This window comes from Endozoicomonas euniceicola, assembly GCF_025562755.1.
GTDB classification, from domain to species: domain Bacteria; phylum Pseudomonadota; class Gammaproteobacteria; order Pseudomonadales; family Endozoicomonadaceae; genus Endozoicomonas_A; species Endozoicomonas_A euniceicola.
Map to the genome: position 1 here is coordinate 2,408,986 of NZ_CP103300.1, position 23,917 is coordinate 2,432,902.

The window sequence follows — 23,917 nt, forward strand, 5'->3', positions numbered from 1 at the left end:
ATGTTATTCAGTGACCGCCATTAGAAAGTCTGAATGATTGACTAATTTGTTGATGCTGAAAACTGGGTATTTTTTTTCCAGGCTGTAACAGCCTTCAGTAAAGTAATTAACAGTGTCTGTGCTGTCAGCAGTGGTTGTCAGGGCTTCTTTAGTAAAACACTCTGAAGGAAAGTGTACCATCCCCTGCACTTCGTCAACGATCAGGCCGACAGGCATCTGTTGACAGCTGACTACCATAATCCGTCGTATGTTTCTGCCTGATGGTGTCGGTAAACCAAGAAACTCTGGCAGATCGATAATTGGAACCAGACGTCCATGAACGTTAGACAGGCCTTTTGCCCAGCTTTTTGTTCCAGGCAGTGGTGTTATGGTCGGGACAGGCAGAACCTCAGTGATGTCCTCAATACCTGCGACGTAGTGCCGTTGGTTCAGCCTGAAGCCTATACCCACCCATGGCGCGGTTGGCTGCTTGCATTCCGGAGGCTCCTGGGCATGGAGAACCACCTGGGTTTGCATCTGCTGAAGCAACTCGAAGGGTTTTAAAACCGTTGCTTTGTTATTGCTTGCAGGTGCCTTTTCATCGGTTGGCGTTGGCATGGCTGTTTTTTCGCTCATGGCTTTTTTTCCGCTCATGGCTGTTTCTTCGCTCATGGCTGTTTTTATAAATCAAGCAGATACCGGGCTGGTGAGTTTTGTCAGTGTATTCAGCAGCACTTTTTCATCAATGGGTTTGGTCAGGTAGTCTTTCGCTCCCTGTCGCAGTCCCCAGACTTTGTCAGTTTCCTGATCCTTTGTCGTGATGATGATAATGGGAATTCGATGAGTTTCTGAGTCTTTAGACAGTTGTCGTGTTGCTTGAAAGCCGTTTAATCCCGGCATGACTATGTCCATCAGAACCGCATCCGGTTTTTCCCGCCTGCATAGTGCAACCCCGTCGGCACCGTTTTCAGCGGTAATGACGTTGTAACCGTTTTTTTCCAGTATGGCTTTTAGTCGATACAGCTCTTTGGGCGAATCGTCAACTACTAAGACATTGGCCATTTTGCCCCCTTGTTCAGGTTCACCTTATTATTTTTAATCAATCTGCCGTATATAGGGTACGGCTTCAGGCTATTAGCTGCCCTGCTATTCTGGTGTACCAGTATCTGCATTTTTTAGCACATAAGTGTTACCTGTGACCAGAGACAACCCGAGGTTTGTTCACTCATAACGGCCAGAGCTAAAGGTTTCTGTTAGCCGGTCGATGCTGCCATTATTCAAATCCAAACAAAATCGCAGGGAATGCTAATGAAAATGAGAGTGTCGCTGGCAGCGGGGGTATTCCTGGGTTGCCTTTCAATACCGGCTGCCAGTTCTGCTGAAACCCTTCAGGAAGTTCTGAATAAAGCGTTGCAAACAAACCCTCAGGCGCTCGCCAGTCTGAACCGTTACCGTGCTGAAATGGAGAATGCGGATGCAGTTTGGGGAAGGTATTTCCCTACTGTCGATATAACAACGGGGGTTGGCAAGCAGAAGAGGTATGTTGATGGTCTTGACAATAACGACAAAATTGTAACCCGCAAAGAAGCCTCCCTGTCTGTAAAGCAAAACCTGTTTTCCGGATTTAATACCAAAAACAGTGTTGAGCAGGCCCGTCAGCGTGCCAAAGCCGAATCATTGCGCCTGAAGAACACTTTGCAGGACCTGAGCCTGAAGATTGTCGATGCCTATCTGAAAGTCCTTGAACGCAGGGATATGATTGATCTGGCCATTGAGAATCTGAAAATGCACGATGTTATTTTTCAACAGATTCAGCAACGGGCTCAGCAGGGGGTTGCCAGAAGTTCTGACCTTGCCCAGATTGAAGGTCGGCGGGCTCGTGCCAATGCCAATGTCGTCAATGCCCGTAACAATCTTGCTGATGCTGAAAGTGAGTTTATGGCTTTGGTAGGGTCAATGCCCGGCGATCTTGAACAGCCTGGCTCATGGAAGCTAAAAATGCCAGAGTCGCTGGAAGCTGCCTTGCAGAACACGATTAACTCACATCCTAATGCCCTGGCGTCAGCCCATGAAATCAAGGCTTCGCAGTCTCAGTATGAATCGTTGAAAAGTAGTTTCTATCCAACACTGGATTTTGAACTGGATCAAAGCTGGAAAAAAAATGCAGACGGTCAGGCAGGCAGGGTTCGTGATGCCACGGCAGTACTGAAATTAAGGTACAACCTGTTCAAAGGAGGAGCTGACAAAGCCCGCCTTGATGAAAGTGCCTATCGCGCTGAAGAGAGTCGGGCCCAGCGTGATCGGGTTTTGCGGACCCTCGAAGAAACCCTCCGGATCGCCTGGGCTGCGTATGAATTCAATAGGGAGCAGCAGAAGTTTCTGCGTCTGCATGAAGAGTCGAGCCGCGAGAGTGTTGAAGCTTACCGGGAACAGTTCAATATTGGTAAAAGGACGCTTCTGGATCTGTTGGACAGTGAGAACGAACTGTTTCAGTCCAGTCGCAGCCTGACCAGTGCAATTTACCAGGAAGCCTTTGCCCGCTACAGGGTTCTGGCAGCTTCCGGGGAATTGATGAACGTGCTTGAAATCAAAATACCAGCAGGCTGGGAGTAAAATAGAGTTCTCGCCGTCAGCTTTTACCACTCTTCGAAAGCCGGATTAATTGATCCGGCTTTTTCTTTTCATAGTATCCAATCTTCTACTAGCCTTATCTCCCAAAGGAAAACAACCGTAGGGCTGCCTGTTATCGGCCAGACTCTACTTTCCCATTTAAAGAATAAATTTCAGACGGGTAATTATGGGAACTGATAACGCTGGTTTTATCTCTATTGCCTCGAAACTGACCGCACGTCAGTTACAAATTTTTGCAGACTTACAATACGTTGATGACTTGCAGTGCAAGAGGGCTGTTTTATGAAAGTGGTTGTAGTAACAGCCTGTCCCACAGGTATTGCACACACCTATATGGCTGCGGAAAAACTGACAGAAGCCGCTTTATTACAGGGATATGATGTAAAGGTTGAAACTCAGGGAGCGATGGGGATTGAAAATGAAATCACGCCTCTCGATATTAAAGAAGCGGACATCGCCCTGTTTGCCGTTGATATTGCCGTTGAAGGTGAGGATCGCTTTGATACCCTGAAGGTTGTCAAGGTGCCTGTCGCTGAAGCTATTCGAAACCCGGATGCTGTGATGACCCAGCTGGGGCGAAGTGTGTCTGCATCCTGATGGCAGGGAGGGATAGCGGTGTTTCACTTTTCTGCTCAATATTGCAGAGCTTTAAGGATGATGATCATCAATTATTAAAACAGTATGACAGGAGATGCCGGGGGTAATGAGCAGTAAGGAACTAGTGTTTACCTGTGAGTTGATTAATGGGCTGCATGCCCGACCCGCCAGCTCTCTTGTTAAGGAGATTCAGGCGTTCAGAGTTGAAGTGACTCTTGAAAACCAGCGCAATGGCAGGACTGCAAACGGCAGCAGTGCACTTTCTTTAATTTCCGCAGACATTACTTTCCGTGATGTGTGTAAGCTGATAATCAAGGGTGTTGATGCCGACCGGGCATTAAGCCGACTGCGGTACTTTATTCAAAAAGAACTCCCCGGAAGCGACATACCCGTTACCCCAGCTAAGGCTGCTTCTTCGTATCTGCCCCCTTCTTTGCGAGTCCTGAAAATGAATGTTGCCAAAGGACATGCCACGGGAGAAGGTTGGGCCAGGGGAGCTCCGGTCTGTCTGAAAGAATACCGTTTTTTACCGACTCAGGATCATGCTGTTTATGCCGGTGTGACCGGGGAACGGTTACGACTTATTGGTGCTCTGGAGCAGGTTCAGAAGAAACTCTTTCAGGCGATTGAAAATGCTGAGCTGATTGCAGAGCGTGAAGTCCTTGGGGCGCATTACACGCTGGCCTGTGACCCGGACTTTAAAAGAAGAATGTTGGATCATGTGAACAATGGTTTATCGGTCGTTGAAAGTATTGAGGCCACAATGGAGCATTTTTCCCATGCACTGAAAAGCGGTGACAGCACTTATCTGCAGGACAGGGTGATTGATATTCGGGACCTGTGTGACCAGCTGATGCATTTTTCCTACGGCAGTGGTTGTCTGTATACCCCTGATGTTCTCAGCCAGCACAGTATTTGCCTTGCCGATAATCTGACGCCCAGCCAGTTTCTGGCTCTGGATCACCGTTATCTGAATGGCTTGGTGCTGGAGTCAGGAGGTAAAGCATCGCATACGGTATTGATTGCGCAGGCGAGAGGAATTCCTGTTGTTGTAGGAGCGGAAGGAGCCAGAGAGTTAATGAATACTTCCGGTGAAGTCATTCTGGATGCCGGGCTGGGCATATTGATTGGTAACCCTTCCAGAGAGGTGGGACGTTACTATCAGCAGGAACGCCGAAAGCAGCAAAGAATGAATGAACGTTATCATCCTTTTATTGACAGGCTGGCTGAAACCCGTGATCGTCAACGGCTGGAGATAGGTGCCAATATTGTTGGGGTAGAGGATGCAGAACAGGCTTTTGGGCAGGGGGCCGAGAGCATTGGCCTGTTTCGCACCGAAATGATTTATATGCAGAGGGAACAGGCTCCGGATGAAAAGGAACAGGTGACCACCTACAGCAAAATCCTGAAACTGGCTGAAGAACGTCCCGTTATTATTCGCACCATGGACGTTGGGGCAGATAAACCGGTTGATTATTTTGCCCTGGAAGAAGAAGAGAACCCTTTTCTGGGTTACCGTGCTATCCGTTTGTATCCTGAGTTTCTTGACCTCTTTCGCATACAGGTTCGAGCCATCCTGATAGCGGCCCGGGAAAGAACTGTACTGGTTATGATTCCGATGGTCAGCTGTCTGGACGAAGTGTTGTGGGTCAGGGATGTTATCCACACGATTCAGGAAGAGATGATCCAGAACAATGAAACCTATGGCGTCATTCGTCTGGGCATTATGCTGGAGGTTCCCTCAGCGTGCCTGATCATTGATCAGCTGGCACCCTGGGTCGATTTTTTCAGCATTGGCAGTAACGATCTGGCTCAGTACTTTCTGGCGGCAGACCGGGACAACGAAAAAGTCGGAGATTTGTACAGCTATCTGCACCCGTCCTTCCTGCGTCTACTGAAAATGGTCACCCATGAAACCCGAAAATGTCACCGTTGGACAGGTCTTTGTGGCGAGATGGCAACCGATCCTGAAGCCTTACCCCTTCTGGTTGGTTTGGGTTTGGATGAAATCAGCTTGCCCGGTACTTATATCCCTGCGATTAAAGAGAAGCTGAGTCATCTGGACTCGTCAGATTGTCGGGAACTGCTGGATCAGGCGATAGCCTGCAACAATATTCAGGCGGTGCAGACTTTGCTGCGAGCGTTTCGTAGTGATGTTTCTTCCCGGTCTGTATTTGGTACGGCCATTGTCAACCTCGACTATGAAGCCCTCAGCAGGGAAGAAGCAGTTAAAGAGCTGGTTGATATGATGTTGATGGATGGACGCTTAGCGGATAGTTGCCCTGTGGAAGAAGCGATCTGGATTCGTGAAGCCCTGTACTCAACAGGGATGGGACATGGCATCGCGATTCCCCACTTACAGTCTGAGCATGTACTGTGTCATTCGGTGGGCATTTTACGGCTACGGGAGCCTTTGCGCTGGCAGGAGAACTGTGAAGAACCCGTGAAAACTATATTTTTACTGGCTGTTCCAGATTCTGGTGCAAAAGATCAGCACCTGAAAGTGTTCTCCCGATTGGCGAGAAAACTGGTCAAACCTGAATTTATTGAGCGTTTTGACCAGTGTGATGACCAGCAGCAGGCAGTCCAGTTGCTGGAGCGCGAAGTCGCCCTGTCAATCTGACCGCAATGGCCTCTCAGGAATGTGCAGGTTTTTCAGGAAGCGAAGTTCTTCATCACTGCTCAGCAGTTCCAGGTGCCTTCCATAGACGTTCTGGTCTTCTTCTAATCGCTCTCTTCGGTTTGCATCGTCTTCAGGCTGATAGCCAGCAGCGGGAGGAGGTACATCCTCTGCCCGGTTTACCAGGCGGGCAGCCTTATTCAGTTCACCTTCTTTTGCCAGCAATTTCCGCCATTGATCACAAAACCGGGACGCTATCCGTTTATGTGCAGCGGCAACAGCGTATCCTCTGTTGCTTTCAAGGCTGTCGATATCAAAGTTGTCTGCAAAGCGCATCTCCTCAAGGCGAATAACATCGCGCATAACCTTTGCTGCAAGGCTGTCCTGGTAATGGATTCCTGCAACAATGTCGGCAACAAAAGTGGCAACAGGTGGGGTTACATTTTCTGCCTGCAGGAGAAAATTCAGACATACCTCTTTAGCCTGAGGGTTTGGTTTCCTGTTAAGTAAGTCTTGCTCTGAAACGGCAGTCGACATAATACCCAGCTGGATAAGCCGGATGATATCGGTATTCAAATGTATGGCTTCATCGTGAGCAGAAATACGATGCTGGCTCATCAGCAGTTCAAACAGCAGGGCTTTTCGAGAGGCATGGGCGCGGCGATAACGAATACCTGAACTCCTGTGCAATGGGTCTGTGTTACCGGCCTCCAAAGCCAGCGGAGCGCATCTGGCAACGGAGTCAACGGGTTTTTCAGGACTGATGAATATTTGAAATTTATTTATTTCCGCCAGATAAGCTGGTTGCCCCGCCAGACTCTCAGGTGTTACAGCAGGATTAGTAAAGTCCGGCGGGGGTGGTAATGGTTCATCGTCATCCTCCGGGGTAGTGTGAGAATAGGGAGGTCTGACCGTACCTGAAGTCGATGGCGTCTCAGGTGGGGCAGGAGGCTCAGGGGGTAGTGAAGTACGGCTGCTTCCAAAAACAGGCTCACCTGCTTCTGGCTCATGAACGGGTTTTGCCCGATAGTGAAAGTTATCCTTAACTGGCGCAGAAACCGGGGCCGGCCGGGCAGGTGTTTCAGGTTGCCTCTCAGGAACAGTGTTTGATACGCGGGTTTGCAGGAATTCAGTGATTGAAGTCGGCACAAACCCTTTGGGGACTGGAGGCGTTGTCACTCCTGCCGCCTGAAGCTGTGCTCCCAGTCCCATGAGAGTCGCTTCTGCTTTATTAAGCTCTTGATTAAACTCGTTGGTTCGTTCCCGGTTATAGTGACCATCAATAGCCCTCATACTCTTCAGTACTTGCTTTCTGGCATTTTCAGCTTTACCTGCCTGCTTTTGGAAAGCTTTATTATCTGTGGGAACCAGGCGATTCATTTCTCCGTTCCCATCAATATGGATAATGATAAACGGAAGTGCATCCCCCGGTGTTTCTGGTGTATTGAGACTTTGGAGAATCGACTCAAGGTGATCCAGTATGTGGTTCTGGGTACGCATGACCTGAACCGTTTTCCACTGCCTGGCAAAAGTATTTTTTAAAGACTCAGTGTGCGCGGCTTCATTAACAACCGACGGTGAGGAGTGAGGAAAAACGTTACGCTCGCTGACCGACTTAGAGACTGGTTGCTCCGATACCAAATCCGGAGGAGGGGGGATATGCCGGGTTTCATTTGCCGGGGATACTCCACCTGTGTCAGAAGGCGTGGTTGCGGGTCGTTTGCTGTCGTGAGTTGGCGGTATATAGGAGTGCGGCGCTCTACTGCCGGGCTTTCCTGGTGGGGAACTCATAACCGATTACTCCTTTTTACCTTTGACTGGCTGCACATTGTGGAAATACTGCTCTGCTGTTTCTTCGAACTGAATTTCCTTAATGGTGACCTTCTCAGCATCAGCCAGTGCTTCGTCAAATCCAGCCTGAATAGCGGCTGCCAGCTCGTTTCTATCAACCCCTGGATGTATGAAAAAGCCGCCTCCAATCATAGGTGATCGCAGAACGGGTAAAACGGGAAGGGATTTTCCTTCAGCATTAATATTCCAGTTATTCTGTGCCGTTAGGATATTATTGCTGAACCTTTTTATATCCAGAAGCCATTGTCGTTTGCCATCTTCTGAGTCAGGGTAGGAACCATCGGCACCATTGGGAGCAACGGCATAGATCATGGCATCATTTGCCTTGCCTTTTCCCGGAGATTTATTAAAGACATCGATGAAAATGGTTCCGGTGTTATCCGTGGCGTTTGTGGGTCTATAGATTGCCGCTCCCACTAATGCTGAATGCCTGCCAGGTAAAGAATCTGGTTCAAAGGTTACAAAGCCACCTTCTGCGCCAGCCTTCCCGACCATATGTTCGTGAACCTTCTGGTAGGACGCTGCTCCTGGTATCTGGTTAGCAAACTCTCTGTTGATTCCACCGTGTCCGACAGCGAGATCCGGATGACCGGAATTGACGGACGCAGTATTGTCCCGGGCGGTTCCTTCAGAGGAAGAAGGATAAATGTTGGCATAGCCTGTTGATGGGTTAGGTAGCAGGAATGTTCTCGTAACTTTTTCCAGACCCTGTCCGTTTGGTCGAAACTCTTTGGCCACCTCCGTGGGAGAAACACTGGGTGGTTCTGCCTTTGGAGTTTTTCTCAACCTGTGCTGAGACAGTTCTGACGGGTCAAAGTCGTCTGGCAAAATTCTTTTTGCCGGGTCATCTGTTCCGGGGTTGAAGGGTTCAGGTTGAGCGGGCGGGTCAGGGAGCAGTACAAACTCGCCATCCTCAATCGTGGAATTGCCAGGTATTGCGCTTGCCGGTTGTGTCGATGGTGTTGCGTTTAACAACGAGCTGAAAGCAAACATGATGGGAATGTAGGGTATCTCAGGCTCCGGGATTCCAGCCTGTTCCAGTTCACTTCGACAAACTTCCAGTCTGGCCTCTGCTCCCAGGGCTTTCTCCCCAAGCGCTGTTCCCCGGGAGCCTTTGTAGTGCTGCTCGATAGCCTTCAACTGGTCGGTAAGATTGGCTTTGAGAGCCTGATGCTTTTCCGGGTTACTTAACAGTTCCGGACCGGGGGGGATAAGTTGAACCTTTTTGCCGCCGTCATTCACAAGAATGAAAAACGGTGTATTGACGGAGTTCTGCCCTGGTTTTTCCAGTTGTTGCAGGAGCACTGGAATCGAAGACACAAAGTTCACCTGCGCCTTAAGCTCCCGGACTTCCTGTGCCTGATTTGTGAAATTCTGTATGGCTCGTTGCGGGGCGTTGACGTTTATCGCAGGGGGAACAGCAGAGAGTGCACGGTCTGCAATTGACTTCCGGGACGGTTGAAAAGCACTGGGTGGCGGCGGAGGAAAAGAGGACTTTACAGGTACCGGGGTAACTTCTTCACCATCCTTTACTCCCGACGGTGGTGACGGTGGAGGTGTTAAGGAGCCGCCGGCTGTGTATGGAGAGCTTCCAACTGAAGAAGAATCGTTAGAACTCATAAAGTCATCCCGGAGAGAGGTTATTGACTGGTTATCGGTCGGCTCAGGGAGTTTTAAACCCGTATCTGTTGTGTCCCTTCGATGACTATCCCGTCGTTCCCGCTTTGGGGGAGCGACGGGGTGCGCTAAAAGCTCAAGGGCAGGCAGGTCTCACAAACATCATATTTAGTGTCTTGAACTGTGTTACCACATATCAAACATTCTTTTGTAAGGCTTAGCTGACAGGTCTCACAAAGATCATATTCAGGGTCTTGAATTGGGTTATCACATATCAAGCATTGCTTTTCAATGGCGCTGGTAGTTCCTGTCGCTTCTCCCAGCAATCCCTCTTCATCAGAGAAAAATCCAATGGGGCTATCTTCCTTGCGGCATTCGGTGCATATATTCTCTGAGTCATTGTGAAGCACGCCCTCAACCAGCTTTGCGTAGCAATCGCTACATGGTGCATGTCCGCAAAACATTGTAGTGATTCTTGATGACATGGTCTTATGGCAAAAATCACAGGTTGCTTTTGATGGATTTTTTTGGTCCGGAGCATTATTTATAGCCTGACTATCGAGGGCTGAGTTACATTGATGTGAATGAATATTTTCACCGACTGTCAGACAGTGCCAGCAAAACTCGGTGTTGCAAGATGTACACTTCATTACCTTGCAGCCTTTGTTCTTGCAAATGACACTGCCGCATCCCGGACAAAGCTTATGGGTATCCTTGTTTTTTTCAAGGAATATCGCCATTGATATATCGGCCCCTTCTTCTGTTGTTTCGGCTTGTTTATTCTGTTCGCAGGTGAGGTTGTCATGATAAGGGCGTGCACCGCATTCTACACAAAAACGGCCATAACATTGCTGGCATTTCACGGCAGATGATGATAATTCCTTCGGGTCAAAGGTGGCATCACAATATCGCCAGGGGCAGTAAAGGGTCATGTCGCTTCCCTGGTAAGCCTGTTTCAATTGTTGATGGCGCATTCTTTTGTAGCCACTGATTCCCCAAAAGAACTTCTGAATGTCATCGGGAATTGAGACCTGGCAAGGTTGACCCGGGCAAAGTATGCCTCTGGACGTCAGGCTGAAATCGCCTGCCAGCTCGTCTAGATAATGCTCCATGCAAAACGTGCAAGCCCTGTGTTGACACTCTGGAATGACGATGCAATGTGCCGATTCGAAGCAAATCGAGCATTCATCTGAATTATTTTTATCGATATACCGCTCAAGACCGAATATTAAAGAGCTTTGCACTTTTATATTATTAATCAGGGCTCTTAGCACTTTGTCCAATTTTTCGCAGTCCTTTAGCACATTGTTTAACAACGCTTTTTGTTTTTGCTGTGGTGCGCATAACAGTGCCTGATATTGATTCTTATCTTCAGAAACTTTGGCAAGCGTCGATTCTAAAAAGCCCCGTACATCCAGTGAGGCCTGGCAATTCGGGCATGAAGAGGAGCCTGAAATCAGGTGATTTTGTACGATGGAGCACAGGGACGACAGGCAGATTAACGCAGATTTTCCATTGTCTGAGCAGCAGGGCAGCCTTGCAAAGCCATATTCACAGCCTCGTTCCCTGTGAACTATGCATGTTTTGTCTTTTTCTGTGGCTGTATTGTAAAACCTCCTTACGTTCAGTTTTTTTGCCTCGTCAGGACTTACACCGAGAAGGTGTTCAACTTCGTTCCTGAGTGCTGTTTCTTTATGTTTCGATCCCGGACGATCATATTTTTTTCGGCTATTTAATTCTCGCTCCCTGGCTAAAGGGTCTCTAGTTTTAGCCAGGGCATTAGACAACGTGCTGATTTGCGTGAAACTAATACCTTCGCGCTCTCTTTTTGCCTTTGTTGATAGCATGGCGGGCGTTATATTTATTGAGTTCTTTGCTTGATACATAAGCTTGCGAGTATAATCTGGAATGTTTAAATTTATCCATTTAATAATTTCACTTTTGTGATTTGACACAATGACATGCAGCAAGGTGTTATTAGGCTGGTTCAGGCTTTGCGCCTTAAATAGATCTAAATAATAAATATTATAAAGCTCTTTCACATAGCTCAAAGTCAGCTGTTCTGGATTGCTCTCAAGATTAGTAATAACCTCGGCTAAGATATCGAGCGAGTTGTTGGGTGTGATATGGGGGGGACTGCGATGAGGGTGCCGATCGCCACCACCACTGCCGCCATCCCCCCCATTTCCCCGGTGAAGCCTTCCCGACGGTCTGTAAGCACTGCTTCTGCTTCCTGTGTAAGCAGCCGCCCTACCACTGCTCACAGTCGTTGATGAGGCTCCGTTATCACTGTTTTCCCTGGGTTGCCAGCCTGCGTCGACAACCTGATTGTGATTATTGAAATTATCATTGTCGTGCCTTAAGCGCTCTGACAGGAGTGCAAGACTTTCCAGCGCTGAATTTAACTGGCTAATCATTCCCTGGTTTGTGGTCAGGCTGGTTGATAACTGTCTCAATCGCTTTTCAACTTCATTAAATAGTAATTCTACGGCTGAATTTTGTCCGCCCGGCCTGCTCTTAGCTCTGTCTTGAGCAGCTCTGTCTTGAGCAGCTCTGTCTTGAGCAGCTCTGTCTTGAGCAGCTCTGTCTTGAGCAGCTCTGTCTTGAGCGGTACGAGAGTGGTAACGCCGCACATCTTCTGCGCGTAAAAGAAATTCATTGATTAACTGCTCTGCATGCATTGAGAGTTCGAGAGCAGAAATATCCGGATCACTTATCTGGTTCAGCCATTCCCCTGTCTCTAGTTCTATCAGCATGATTCTGTCACGTAAAATTCTGGCCATATCCCTGTTACCGGATAAAGCAGATGTCTGAAGCTGGCTATACATAAGAGCAATCAGCTTTCGTTTTAGCGCCATATCGAGCGTTATTAACTTTTGCATCCACTGAGCGGCGGTCAGTGAATAGGGGTGTATATGAATTGCGAAAGGCGCATCATTGATGAATTCGTTCGTTATCCAACTCCCTTTGTCCCAGTCATCACCTCCGGCTCCGGTGGCCATAACTGTCTGTACTGCTTCAATGAACTCAGGCACGAGTTCGATCAGAGAGAGTGAGTCCGATACTGACAGGTAATATTTCAGCCAGGCGTTGAGAGATGCATCGAACAAATTATTAAGAAGGGTGAAGGATCGTTCCTGTAACAGAAAATTTTCAGGCAGGGCGATAACCTGTCTGACTTTATGATTAATGACGGAAGCATAAATATCTAAAGAGGAATGCTTTTCAGGCTTGTCATGACCAGATTTCTGGTATTGATTAATGCGGTGGAAGGCAGCGTTTAATTTCTCATTATCGTCAGTGAGGTGATTATCAGGAATCAGATAAGACCTGATCCATTCCCTTTGGTTTAAAGGCTCTCTTCTGTCAGGCGGAATCAGGGCAGGAGTTGTAAGGATTGGGCCTGGCACTCTGAACAGAGGCAGAGGCTGGTGTTTTATTTGCGAGACATCGGCATACGGAATGTCAGAGTGATGAGAGCCAGATATTGATAACCAGAAAAAGTATAAATAATACTTCAGATTAGAAAATAAAGGCTGCTGTTTTAATACAGGTTTCTTTTGTAACAGACAACTGGTGACCCTGTGATCTGAATCCATTCCAACAATAAAAGACTGTTCACCCGTTAATAAAGAATTACTACAATGTAATACGGTATCAGTTGTTGTCTGAGCCTGAACTTGCATTGTGTTTATAAGGTGAAAGAAGAGTAATAGCCAAATTAATAACTTCCAGAAAGTAGCGATATTTTTTTTGTGGTTCGGAAGAAATAAACAGTTTATTCTTCGTTTTTTAATTGAGAATAAAGCGTTGCAGGCTGCAATCATACTGGTTTTCCATAGCTTGGCCGGTTTGATTCTAGATTTATGTCATCGACTTATGCTTGAGAAGAGGACAGATGCCAACGGCATCAATTCAAGCTTATTAATTACAGTTTTTCGAGGCGACTGGTAGAAGATAGAACGATTGGAGATTTTCACAAGTACTGATACAGTCAAAAAGCCCAGGGTTATCTGAAAACAGTCATAATCAGCTGAACAGATGGATTATTTTATTTCTCTATGCTCAGAATCCCAGTTGTGCAATGACTCATTTTCGGGATCATTGGCTGAACCGATAATAGTATTGCGGGTTTCGAGATTGCCCGGCTCGCTTTCCATAACTGCGTGAACGAAACCTCATGCTCAGGAGGCTCACCGGAAGAGAATGGTGTAGATGGCATGTGACACCTTCTTCAAAACCTGAGGGAAGCAGCAGAACATAATATACCGCTGTTGGCTGTTGGCTGTTGGCTTTTGGCTTTTGGCTTTTGGCTTTTGGCTGTATGAGCAGCTAATAGCCAACAGCCAACAGCCAACAGCCAAAAGCCCGGTAATTTATTGAATGCTGCGCCCCTGAGTTCAGGAAATATGATTGCGTACGTGTGCTTTTTGTCAACAGGTTACTCCGGTCAGTAGAAGCAACAAATGAGAATCAAAAAACGAGTCGCTATAATCCCCTGATCCCAAATTCTTTTTAAGAAAACAACAGAGGCTGTTAGCCTGAATGATGAGTAAAAACTCCGCTCAACGCTTTTTGTTTGATAACGCCGATATTCGTGGCGAAATCATTTCCATGGACAGCAGTTTTACTGAAGCGCTGGCTGCCCATGACTACCCTCAGAACGTGCGTGAACTGCTGGGTGAGCTGGCAACCGCTACCCTGCTGCTAAGTTCCACGCTGAAATTTGAAGGCATTCTCAGCCTGCAGGCAAAGGGTGAAGGCCCCCTGTCCCTGCTGATGGTTGAATGTACGGATCAGAAAACCTTTCGGGCGCTGGCTCGCTGGGAAAACGGTGCTGACCTGTCAGGCCACGGCCTGAAAGCCCTGCTGGGGAAAGGTACGCTGGTGATGACCATTGACCCTCACAAAGGCAACCGTTATCAGGGGATTGTGCCTCTGCATCATGAGTCCCTCGCCGACAGTCTGAAAGACTATTTCCAGCAATCAGAGCAACTGCCTACCGAGTTCTGGATTGCCAGTAATGGCAACCAGTGTGCGGGTATGCTGTTGCAGGCTCTGCCAGCCAGTGTTGAAGAATCTGAAGAAGCCCGTGAAGAGTCATGGAACCGACTCTCTATTCTGGCGAATACCGTGACGGGTGACGAACTGCTGTCCCTGGATCATGAGACGTTGTTGAACCGTCTTTTCCATGAAGAAGACGTTCGCCTGTTTGATGAAGAACCGGTTGCTTTCAGCTGTAACTGCTCCCGCCCAAGAAGCGCAAAAATTCTGCACAGCCTGGGGTGCGCAGAGATTGACGCTGTTCTTGCTGACAGTGGTGAAGTGGCGATGGATTGTCAGTTCTGCAATCAGAAATACGTTTTCTCAGAAACTGATGTTGCCGAAATCTTTGCAGGGCAGGAACCCAAGACGCACTGACCTGGCGTTGGCTGTTGGCAGTGTTGGTTAGCGGCTGTATGAACAGCTAATAGCCAAAAGCCAAAGGCCAGAAGCTAAAAGTTCGGTATATTTCTGATTGCTACCGCCCCGGATGTTCACTTTTGATGTTCTGCGTCAAACAATGCAACTCTTTCATAGTGATACATTACCTTCGCTTTACGCATTTTTACTGAAGCTGCTATGTGGATTTCTGTATCCACAGCGAGCTGATTCTTTTGTCAGGCAAGTATTGAGGTGGAAGGTATATGTTGGACTTTACCGGAAGAGTTGCGGTTGTCACCGGAGCCGCTATGGGCATGGGTAATGCAACCGCCAGGCTGCTGGCTAAACAGGGGGCGACCGTATGCCTGCTGGATATCAGTGACGGGGTGGAAGTCGCTGCCCGGGAACTGGTGGACAGCGGTTACAAGGCTTATGGCTACAAAGTAAACGTCACTGACCAGGTGGATGTTGATCGCGTTTTTGACAACATTGTTGCTGAGCATGGTTTGGTTGATCATCTGGTGAACTCTGCAGGTATTGCCCGGTTAAGTTCAATGTTTGATGAACAGGCCGATGCGAATCTCCAGGCTATGATCGACGTTAATATTATCGGCTTGTGGAACACCAGCAAAGCTGCCCTGAGAAGCATGGTTGAGAAGAAAAAAGGCAGCATTGTCAACTTCTCCAGTGTGACAGGCACGTTTGTAGCAGATGCTCATGAAGTGGGTTATGCCGCTACCAAATCCGCAGTCTGGGGCATGACCAAGGCCATGTGCATGGAGTTTGTGACCGAGGGTGTTCGTGTGAATATGGTGTGTCCGGGCATGATTCGCACGCCTATGGTTGAAAAATCTGCCGCTGAAATGATGCCTGATAACCCGGAAGCGGTTCTGTCGGCTATTGGTGCAAGTGTGCCTATGGGACGCATGGGTACTCCGGAAGAAGCCGCTAATGCGGTTGCTTTCCTGCTGTCGGATGAAGCCAGCTACATTACTGGTCGGGAGATCGTTTTCGATGGTGCTTCTACTTTGCCAGAAACTAACGTGAAATCTGACTGAGTGACACACTCCCTCCACTAAATCGGCAAGCCGATTCTAGTGGGGGCTTCTAATCGGGAATTACGTGCGACCCACTATGTCAAATAACATAGCCTCTCGCTGTCGTACAGGTTGCCGAACCACGACAGGGGAACTCTTTACACATACGCTGTGTCCCAGCGCATCGGCGGTAGAAGCCAGAAAACGGTTGTGTTTTCCTGATTTGTTTCTCGTAGTTAGTCCAGCAACGGTGACGCTTGAGTATTTGTCCAGAGGCTTATCTGTCTGTCGAGTAGGCTGTTGTCTCAGCCACCAAGCCCATTATGCAGGGTTTCGCAGTGCACTGAAGTTAGTACATGGGCTTGCTCTACGCAAGGCTCGTTAAATCAGAAGCCCGGTGGAAGCCTTGTTGCCTTACTTTATTTGGGAGCAGGTTTGCCGGGTTTTCCTTCTTTCTATCCCCCTTGCACTCATCCATTTAGAACGTCTGACTTGTAGATAGCGTCTACAAGTCTGGTCTCTCCAACCGATGCTGGCCCTGGGAGTCAACACTACCCCAATCGCTGATAGTAGAAATCGCCTCAAGGAAAATATGTATCTACGCCCGCTTTTCGTGCTGCCTTTCCCAGGTCTTTATCCAGAGTGGCCAGTGGTATGCTCTCTCGAATTGCCAGCTCAAGATAGGCAGCATCATAGCTGCTCAGTTTATAGCTTCTTGCCAGAGTGGCTATGCGACCAAACGCTTCATTGGAAGTCAACGCGTCAACATATATAGGCAAGTTTTCAAGCTGAGCAATAAAACCTTCTGTATCCGCTGTACTTAATTCACCTCTGCGCTCCATGCCCAGAGAGATATTCACCACCTCCAGATGCCAAAGGTTAGGAACAAGAGCATCAGACTCGATAAGCGATTTGAGAACCCTTTCAGCGTATTCCTGATCCTGCACTTTTTGCGTTTCAGATACCCAGCGCATCGTGACTGAATTATCAAGTACAAAGTCAGTCATGGTTAGCGCCTACCTGATTCACGCAGCTCTTTTAAGTCGTCTTCAGCAATTATCGGCTTCTTCGCTTTGAGTAGATTTGCAATAGCTGACTGGGCCTTCAATCGGCTTTTGGCGCGACTTGGTATTAAGTCCGCTATCGGCTTTCCCCGGTTGGTGATCGTGAAGGACTCTCCAGCCTCCACGCGACGCAATATCTCAGGTAACTTGGTTTTAGCATCATAAGAGCCAATTTCTTCGAGCATATACCTTCTCCTTTTGAATAGCCCATAGACCAGAATACTAGTCTAATAAAGCTATACCAACAAGGAAGAGGAGGAGGTAAAAGACTCTTCCAGACTCCCAGGCATCGAATCTGGAAATTTCTCAGTATGCAGACAGCTCCGGCCAAACCCGCTTATAATTGCCCCCATTTCAGGCAAAAGGGATGAAGTGCCATGGCTTACAAAGTGGCTATCAATGGTTATGGCCGTATCGGTCAGTGCGTTCTCAGGGCACTCTACGAAAACGGTTACCGGCATAAGATGCAGGTGGTGGCCATTAACGAGCTGTCTGATATTGAAACCCTCGCGTATCTCACCCGCTATGACACAACACATGGCCGCTTTCCGGCAAGGGTAGAGCATTCCGGCAGTGATCTGTTTGTTGATGGAGACCGGATCAGTATTCTTAATGCTGCCAACCCCCAGGACATCAACTGGAAAGCCCATGGGATAGACCTGTTGCTGGAATGTTCCGGTTCCTTCAAAGACCGGCCTACTGCTGATCTGCACCTGGAAAGCGGCTCGCCCAAACTGCTGTTTTCCCAGCCAGCCCGAACCGATGTGGACGCCACGATTGTTTATGGTATTAACGAAGAGTCCATCAGTCCCTCAGACCGGGTGGTCTCTAACGCATCCTGCACCACCAACTGCATTGTTCCTGTGCTGAAAACCCTGCACGACACCCTGGGTATTGATTACGGATCAATCACCACCATTCATTCCGCCATGAATGACCAGCCTGTCATTGACGCCTATCACAAGAGCGACCTGCGGCTGACCCGCAGCGCACTGCATTCTATCATTCCGGTTGATACCGGGCTGGCAAAAGGCATTGATCGTTTATTGCCGGCGCTGAAAGGTCGTTTCAAGGCAAACTCCGTACGGGTTCCCACCATCAACGTTTCCTGTATGGATTTAACCGTTCATCTCCAGCGTGAAACCACAGAAGAAGAAGTCAATCTCATTCTGGAAAGAGCCACCTGGGGACGGCTGGAAGGCATAATGGGCATATCCCACGAACCCCACGCTTCTGTGGATTTTAATCACGATGCCCGTTCTTCTGTCATTGACGGTACCCAGACCAAAGTGACCTCCGGGAAACTGTTGAAACTGCTATGCTGGTTCGACAATGAGTGGGGGTTTTCAAACCGTATGCTGGACGTTGCCTGTCATTGGCTGGATCACTCAAAGCCTTGATTTATCAGGGTTTGCGGCAGACTGAAGGTGTTATCCGGGGGTGTTCGGCGAGCGGTTTCGTTGCCTGCCGTTAACCCTTGATAACCACTATGATTCAGGTCAACTATCCAACCTTAATTACAGCCACCTACGTACCTACCCTCAGCAGATTGTGGTATCGTCCTCGCATTTTAAGGGTTGTGGTGATGCATCCTACAGCCCTGCTACTTTGTCTGACTCGTCATTGAGAGAGAGACCTCATGAACGTATTGAAAATGACTGACCTGGAGCTGGCCGGTAAACGCGTCCTGATCCGTGAAGACCTGAACGTTCCAGTAAAAGACGGCAAGGTGACCAGTGATGCCCGCATCCTGGCCTCCCTGCCAACCATCAAACGGGCCCTGGAAGCTGGCGCTAAAGTGATGGCCACTTCCCACCTGGGTCGTCCAACGGAAGGCGAATACGATGAGCAGTTCTCTCTGAAGCCAGTGGCGGATTACATCGCCAACCTGCTGGGTAAAGAAGTCCGTCTGATCAAAGACTGGGTAGAAGGCGGCTTTGAAGTGGCTGAAGGCGAGCTGGTTATTCTGGAAAACGTTCGCTTCAACAAGGGTGAAAAGAAAGACGACGAAGCACTGTCGAAAAAAATGGCGGCCCTGTGCGACGTGTACGTCATGGATGCCTTCGGTACTGCGCACCGCGCCCAGGCTTCTACTCACGGTGTTGGCAAGTTCGCTGACGTTGCCTGTGCGGGTCCTCTGCTGGCGGGTGAACTGGATGCACTGGGTAAAGCCCTGGGTAATCCTGAGCGTCCAATGTGCGCCATCGTGGGTGGTTCCAAGGTGTCCACCAAACTGACGGTTCTGGAATCCCTGTCTGACATCTGCGACCAGCTGATCGTGGGTGGTGGTATCGCTAACACCTTCCTGGCCGCTGCGGGTCACAACGTGGGTAAATCCCTGTACGAAGAAAACCTGATCCCTAATGCCAAAGCGCTGATGGAAAAGGTTGACGTTCCCATGCCTGTTGATGTGATCTGTGGCAAGAAGTTCGACGAAAACGAGCCTGCTGTGGTTAAGCTGGTTTCTGAAGTAGAAGACGACGACATGATCTTCGACGTAGGTCCGGAAACTCAGAAACTGTTCAACGACGTTCTGAAAAGCGCTAAGACGATCCTGTGGAACGGTCCCGTTGGCGTATTCGAATTCGACCAGTTCGGCGAAGGCACGCGTTCCATGTCCCTGGCCATCGCTGAATCTGAAGCGTTCTCCATCGCTGGCGGTGGTGACACTCTCGCGGCTATCGACAAATACGGCATCAAGGACAAAGTATCCTACATCTCTACCGGTGGCGGTGCGTTCCTGGAGTTTGTAGAAGGCAAGAAACTGCCTGCTGTGGCTATGCTGGAAGAAGCTTCTAAATAAGGGAAATAGCAAAAGCTTACCGTTATTCCCACACAGGTGGGAATCCACTGTTCGTGGTGGATTCCCACCTTATTTTCCCCCACTCCTTATGAATTATTTTATGACACTGACAAAAGGTTACAAAGCGTGGTACTCTTCCATCGTCGCTTAAAATGTAATTACTAACTCACTTTTAATCTGCTCTACCTCAATCCGGACATAAAAGTGTCCACATTTCTCCAAGGATCTTTATAATGATCTTCAGTTCTGCCCTGCGGCTGGACATGCAACCTTATGAAAATCTAAAGCATTCAGGGAACTTCAATGTCTATTAGAGAGTGCTTGTTAGAAGAAGGCTGGTACCTGCTCAAGACCAAGGTCCGTCAGGAACTGAGAGCCATGGAACACCTTGAAAACCTGGGTTTTGACACCTATTGCCCGGTGTTCAGGCAGAAAAGCAAGGGAGCCGTTAAGGAAGAAATCCTGTTTCCCGGCTATCTGTTTCTGTTACTGGACCTGGAAAAAGATCTGAAAAAATTTCACACCATTCGCTCCTGTCGTGGCGTTCAGGAAATGGTGCATTTCAACCGAATTACCCGCCAGCTGGTGAACTCTGGACGAATGTCCAAAAAAGAAGAAGAAAAAGCAAAGTCCGATGTATTGCCCAAACCCATACCCAATGGGGACGATATTATTGATGAGATTCGAAATATCGTCAAAATCCTGAACAACAAGGCAGATGGTATAAAACCTGATGCCCTGGAACCAGGCGACAGGGTCGTCATGAACAACCCACTGTTCAAGCATCTGGAAATGACCTTTGAAAAAAGTCTGGGGTCTTATCGTGGGCAGATTCTGATCAGCCATATCCAGGAGCAACGCCTGAGCGACGGTTCAACCCAGAAAACCGTTGTTAAAGAACGGCGTATGAACGTAAATCTGGATGATCTGGAAAAGGCCTGATGGACTTCGACACATTGAAACGCTCTTTACGACAGGAGCCAAAGCCTCTTTTCAATGAAGAGCAGGCCAGAGAAGAGTCAGGCTGTACCGCTATTGAGAAAGCGTACTTCGCTTACTACGGCATTGATCTTGAGAATCATCTGACAGGCATACGACACAGATTTGGTGTTATTGATAGCTGTAATTACCGGATAGCCAGCCATCTCTACGAGCAGGACGGTGCCAAAGGTACATTTTTTGTTCTGCATGGTTACTACGACCATGTGGGCCTGTTCCGTCATATTCTGAGTTTTTTTCTGCGGCAGGGTTACAACGTACTGGCTTTTGACCTGCCCGGACATGGGCTGTCGAGCGGTGAGCCTGCCACGATTCCGGACTTTTCAGTTTATACACGGATACTGGCTGATATTCTGAAAGCCAGTGCTGGCCGACTAGCCAGACCCTGGCATGGTTTTGGTCAAAGTACAGGCTGCGCTATCCTGACAGACTTCCTGCTCTTTTCCCATGAGCCGTTGACCGGAGAGCAGCCCGAACTGGATAAAGTGATTTTTTCGGCTCCCCTGGTGCGACCGTGGCTGTGGCCAGTCAGCCGTATTCAGCTCTATCTTGCCAGGCCGTTTATCAAGCAGTTGCCGCGTCGGTTTACCGATAATTCCTGCGACCCGGAGTTTCTGAAAAAGGCACACAGCGACCCTCTGGCTCCGAAAGTGTTACCGACACAGTGGGTATCAGCCATGGATCGCTGGATTCGGAAGATTGAACAGCATCGTCAGAAAAGCCCATTCAAACCCCTGATCATACAGGGTACCTACGACCGGACTGTTGATGCGAAATACAATATCGCCAAACTGAGGCAGCTATTTACAGAGCCGGAAGTTCTGATGCTGAAAGATGCACGACACCACCTTCCTAATGAACGGGAGGAGACACGGAAGCAATATACAAAATGGCTGTCGTCGTATATTTAAAAATTGACAGGCTTTTAGCTGTTAGCTGTTGGCTGTTGGCTGTTGGCTGTTGGCTGTTGGCTGTGCGCATAGCCAATAGCCAATAGCCAATAGCCAATAGCGCCCCCCCTTACTTCCCCGCCAGCTTCCCAGCAACAACACTGAGCACGCAGGCAGCAAAGGTCAGGATGTAGATGCCAAAGATAATGGTCATCCAGTTCGCCATGTTCAGGCTCAGAAACGCCCAGCTATCTTCGCCACAAATGCCTGTCGGGAAGAACATGGCGGGCCACCAGTCATGCAGGGGCAGTTCAAAAGGAAATACAGGAAAGGCGTTGCACGAGCTGAAAAACGGATTAAAGTCAGCATAATTCTTGAGCTGCTCCAGTGCAGCCTGCAAGCCATAAACCGCTCCACTGATCCAGAGCGCATAGCCCGCGCCTCTGACAATCCTGTTTCGTGGAGCCACCAGCATCACCATGGCAGCAAGCCCGAGAACGACTATCGCCAACCGCTGATAGACACACAGTTCACAGGGGTGCATATCCATTCCGTACTGAAAATACAGGGCAGCGGCTTCCAGAAAAACCGCTGTGCCCAGCATAATGCCCCAGGTTAACCGGCTGTTCTGCCACGCCCTTATCGTTGCCAATGGCTGACTCAGAAGCTCATGATTTTTCCGGCAATTCATGATTTCTCCAACAGGTAGTCAATCAGGCTGTAAAACTCATCAAACGACCGGATGCTGCCGAGGTTGATCGTGTACTTATTATTGATGACAAAGCCTGGTGCGCTGCGAATCTTGTTTTGCAGTTCTGTCCAGCGTTGCATACGCTCACGAACCTTCGGATCATTGATCCCCAGGGCCCATTCCTGTTTGCTCAGGCCAGCGCCAGCCAAAACCTTGAAAAAGTCAGCATCATTTTTCCAGTCGCCGATACGATCTTCCATCAGTGCTTTAAAAAGCGCCATCTTTACAGGCACATACTTCTCAGTACCTTTGGTAATCGCCAGCGCCTGAGTGACTTCGTTACCGTATTTACCCATAAAGGCAGCGTGGGACTCGCGGAAAGGAATTTTTTTGGACTCCAGACGCTTTTTCAGGTCACCCAGAACCCCCATGTTCCACTGGTAGCAAGCTGGGCAATACACTGAAAAGAGTTCACGAACTTCCGGCTTTTCTGACTTTTGGAGGCCGGACAGTACATTATAATGGGTACCTTCTGAGAAGGTCGCCGCCATCACTGACAGAGGCATAGCTAACATCAAAAAAAATGCAGATAATACTTTTCTCACTAATATCGCCTTATTATTACAGCTGAAAATTGATCGCATTTGCGATTCTCTTACGATTACCTCTGTACGTTTTTTGACCCAGATCAAACTATAAAGGATTGTGCATGAAATATATCGGCGCCCATGTCAGCGCTGCAGGCGGGGTCGAAAACGCCCCGGCCAATGCCCACAAGCTCGGAGCGACTGCGTTTGCTCTCTTCACAAAAAATCAGCGCCAATGGAAAGCCAGGCCGCTGAGTGACAAAAACGCAAGTAATACACAGCTAATGCTACTTGGCTGCTCTACTGCGGCGGCAATAGGCGGCGTACTGCTCTCGGTAGTAATTTTCACGTTATTTATCTGTCCGTTTAGGTAATGAAATCATAATATTTTAGTCGTGTAGTATCGAGGTGAAATGCTGGCAGTGTTAACCAGCAGGAACAAATTTAAGCGCAAGGGTTGTATAGTGCAGGTGAAATACCAAATATCAGCAATGGACAGCCACCACTACCACCACCATTCACTTTTGGCATTAACTTGCCCATATGTGTTGTGCTAGACCCATAAGATGCACCTCGACCAATATCATTAAAAATCTGTTGTAATTCGGTACATCTTGTAATTATGACCCCCACACTTATCACATCAAGTTCATGTAACAAACGGAAGTTGTTCAAATCCCTATCATAAAAAGGGTCTTTATTATTCCACTCAATTTCAAGTGCAACCCTATTACGATAACAGTCAATATCGTGCGTCGGGCTTTCCCTGTGGTATCCATCCACAACAACACTGGTGTTAAAGTGCCTTTCTACCCAGCCTCTTTGGTATAGGGAATTATCAATAAATTCTGAAACCTGCGATTTACGGCCTCCAGGCGTTGTTATGTAGCTGTTTTTAAGTTCAAAAGCGTCCAGCACTTGTACAATATCTCGCCACTCATTCGGAAAGTCGTTTTGAAGTATTGCACAAGCATGTTTTCGCTCGTGAATTTCATACTTACTCCTAATACCATGCGGTAAAATCTCAATGCTCACTACTGCCTCCGAAGTTATAAAATACAACTGTCGGATACTATCACTGGGACATATTGGGGGGGGAAGCAGGGCGCAGATAGCCCCCCTTTCAG

19 protein-coding genes and 1 pseudogene are annotated in these 23,917 nt (G+C 48.4%); 10 read left to right on the forward strand and 10 right to left on the reverse strand.

The features are described from left to right. Positions 1-3: 3 nt before the first annotated feature. Both NX720_RS09190 and pilH read right to left on the reverse strand, forming a co-directional pair. On the reverse strand, positions 4-651 hold the full coding sequence (locus NX720_RS09190; protein WP_262600829.1) for a chemotaxis protein CheW: 648 nt from the start codon (positions 649-651) through the stop codon (positions 4-6). A gap of 15 nt (positions 652-666) precedes the next feature. Continuing rightward, the gene (gene pilH, locus NX720_RS09195; RefSeq protein WP_262600830.1) at positions 667-1,041 is read right to left on the reverse strand and encodes a twitching motility response regulator PilH; all 375 of its coding nucleotides are present in this window, start codon (positions 1,039-1,041) and stop codon (positions 667-669) included. A 246-nt stretch (positions 1,042-1,287) separates the two neighbouring features. On the opposite strand from pilH, the gene NX720_RS09200 reads away from it, so the two are divergent. The 3 genes from NX720_RS09200 to ptsP all read left to right on the forward strand — a co-directional run bounded on the left by NX720_RS09200 (position 1,288) and on the right by ptsP (position 5,830). Continuing rightward, complete coding sequence (locus NX720_RS09200) at positions 1,288-2,592, forward strand: TolC family outer membrane protein (protein WP_262600831.1); 1,305 nt, start codon at positions 1,288-1,290, stop codon at positions 2,590-2,592. A 300-nt stretch (positions 2,593-2,892) separates the two neighbouring features. After that, positions 2,893-3,207 carry a PTS fructose transporter subunit IIB gene (locus NX720_RS09205; RefSeq protein WP_262600832.1) on the forward strand — a complete coding sequence of 105 codons (315 nt, stop codon included), beginning with the start codon at positions 2,893-2,895 and terminating at the stop codon, positions 3,205-3,207. 106 nt (positions 3,208-3,313) lie between these two features. Beyond that, positions 3,314-5,830, forward strand: coding sequence for a phosphoenolpyruvate--protein phosphotransferase (gene ptsP / locus NX720_RS09210; RefSeq protein WP_262600833.1), 2,517 nt, complete (start codon positions 3,314-3,316; stop codon positions 5,828-5,830). Here the strand turns inward: ptsP and NX720_RS09215 are convergent. From NX720_RS09215 to NX720_RS09225, 3 genes are all read right to left on the reverse strand, one after another. Next, positions 5,822-7,618 carry a hypothetical protein gene (locus tag NX720_RS09215; protein ID WP_262600834.1) on the reverse strand — a complete coding sequence of 599 codons (1,797 nt, stop codon included), beginning with the start codon at positions 7,616-7,618 and terminating at the stop codon, positions 5,822-5,824. The genes ptsP and NX720_RS09215 overlap by 9 nt on opposite strands. 6 nt (positions 7,619-7,624) lie before the next feature. Next, positions 7,625-9,298 carry a hypothetical protein gene (locus NX720_RS09220; RefSeq protein WP_262600835.1) on the reverse strand — a complete coding sequence of 558 codons (1,674 nt, stop codon included), beginning with the start codon at positions 9,296-9,298 and terminating at the stop codon, positions 7,625-7,627. Between the two features lie 125 nt (positions 9,299-9,423). After that, positions 9,424-13,122, reverse strand: coding sequence for an IBR domain-containing protein (locus NX720_RS09225; protein ID WP_262600836.1), 3,699 nt, complete (start codon positions 13,120-13,122; stop codon positions 9,424-9,426). A gap of 718 nt (positions 13,123-13,840) precedes the next feature. On the opposite strand from NX720_RS09225, the gene hslO reads away from it, so the two are divergent. Together hslO and NX720_RS09235 are read left to right on the forward strand one after the other, a co-directional pair. Continuing rightward, positions 13,841-14,716, forward strand: a complete 876-nt coding sequence (gene hslO / locus NX720_RS09230; RefSeq protein ID WP_262600837.1) for an Hsp33 family molecular chaperone HslO — start codon at positions 13,841-13,843, stop codon at positions 14,714-14,716. A 266-nt stretch (positions 14,717-14,982) separates the two neighbouring features. Continuing rightward, positions 14,983-15,777, forward strand: coding sequence for an SDR family oxidoreductase (locus NX720_RS09235; RefSeq protein WP_262600838.1), 795 nt, complete (start codon positions 14,983-14,985; stop codon positions 15,775-15,777). 560 nt (positions 15,778-16,337) lie between these two features. Here NX720_RS09235 and NX720_RS09240 read toward each other — a convergent pair. Further along, entirely contained in the window at positions 16,338-16,763 is a 426-nt protein-coding gene (locus tag NX720_RS09240; protein ID WP_262600839.1) for a type II toxin-antitoxin system VapC family toxin, read from the reverse strand. 2 nt (positions 16,764-16,765) lie between these two features. Beyond that, on the reverse strand, positions 16,766-17,005 hold the full coding sequence (locus NX720_RS09245; RefSeq protein WP_262600840.1) for a type II toxin-antitoxin system Phd/YefM family antitoxin: 240 nt from the start codon (positions 17,003-17,005) through the stop codon (positions 16,766-16,768). Positions 17,006-17,197: 192 nt separating this feature from the next. On the opposite strand from NX720_RS09245, the gene NX720_RS09250 reads away from it, so the two are divergent. From NX720_RS09250 to NX720_RS09265, 4 genes are all read left to right on the forward strand, one after another. Next, positions 17,198-18,220: a type I glyceraldehyde-3-phosphate dehydrogenase gene (locus NX720_RS09250; RefSeq protein ID WP_262600841.1), complete on the forward strand. Its 1,023-nt coding sequence runs from the start codon at positions 17,198-17,200 to the stop codon at positions 18,218-18,220. A 239-nt stretch (positions 18,221-18,459) separates the two neighbouring features. Then, positions 18,460-19,623, forward strand: a complete 1,164-nt coding sequence (locus tag NX720_RS09255; protein WP_262600842.1) for a phosphoglycerate kinase — start codon at positions 18,460-18,462, stop codon at positions 19,621-19,623. Between the two features lie 303 nt (positions 19,624-19,926). After that, positions 19,927-20,565, forward strand: a complete 639-nt coding sequence (locus NX720_RS09260) for a transcription termination/antitermination NusG family protein (protein ID WP_262600843.1) — start codon at positions 19,927-19,929, stop codon at positions 20,563-20,565. Further along, a complete protein-coding gene (locus NX720_RS09265) occupies positions 20,565-21,533 on the forward strand; it encodes an alpha/beta hydrolase (protein ID WP_262600844.1) in 969 nt (322 codons plus the stop codon). The genes NX720_RS09260 and NX720_RS09265 overlap by 1 nt, the downstream gene beginning before the upstream one ends. A 109-nt stretch (positions 21,534-21,642) precedes the next feature. Here the strand turns inward: NX720_RS09265 and dsbB are convergent, their stop codons facing one another. Together dsbB and NX720_RS09275 are read right to left on the reverse strand one after the other, a co-directional pair. After that, a complete protein-coding gene (gene dsbB / locus NX720_RS09270; RefSeq protein WP_262600845.1) occupies positions 21,643-22,203 on the reverse strand; it encodes a disulfide bond formation protein DsbB in 561 nt (186 codons plus the stop codon). After that, complete coding sequence (locus NX720_RS09275; protein ID WP_262600846.1) at positions 22,200-22,808, reverse strand: thiol:disulfide interchange protein DsbA/DsbL; 609 nt, start codon at positions 22,806-22,808, stop codon at positions 22,200-22,202. The genes dsbB and NX720_RS09275 overlap by 4 nt, the downstream gene beginning before the upstream one ends. A 104-nt stretch (positions 22,809-22,912) precedes the next feature. Here NX720_RS09275 and NX720_RS09280 point away from each other — a divergent pair. Then, positions 22,913-23,053: pseudogene (locus NX720_RS09280) on the forward strand (deoxyribonuclease IV); the annotation flags it as partial. A 181-nt stretch (positions 23,054-23,234) separates the two neighbouring features. Here NX720_RS09280 and NX720_RS09285 read toward each other — a convergent pair. Next, positions 23,235-23,825, reverse strand: a complete 591-nt coding sequence (locus tag NX720_RS09285; RefSeq protein WP_262600847.1) for a BglII/BstYI family type II restriction endonuclease — start codon at positions 23,823-23,825, stop codon at positions 23,235-23,237. Positions 23,826-23,917: the final 92 nt, after the last annotated feature.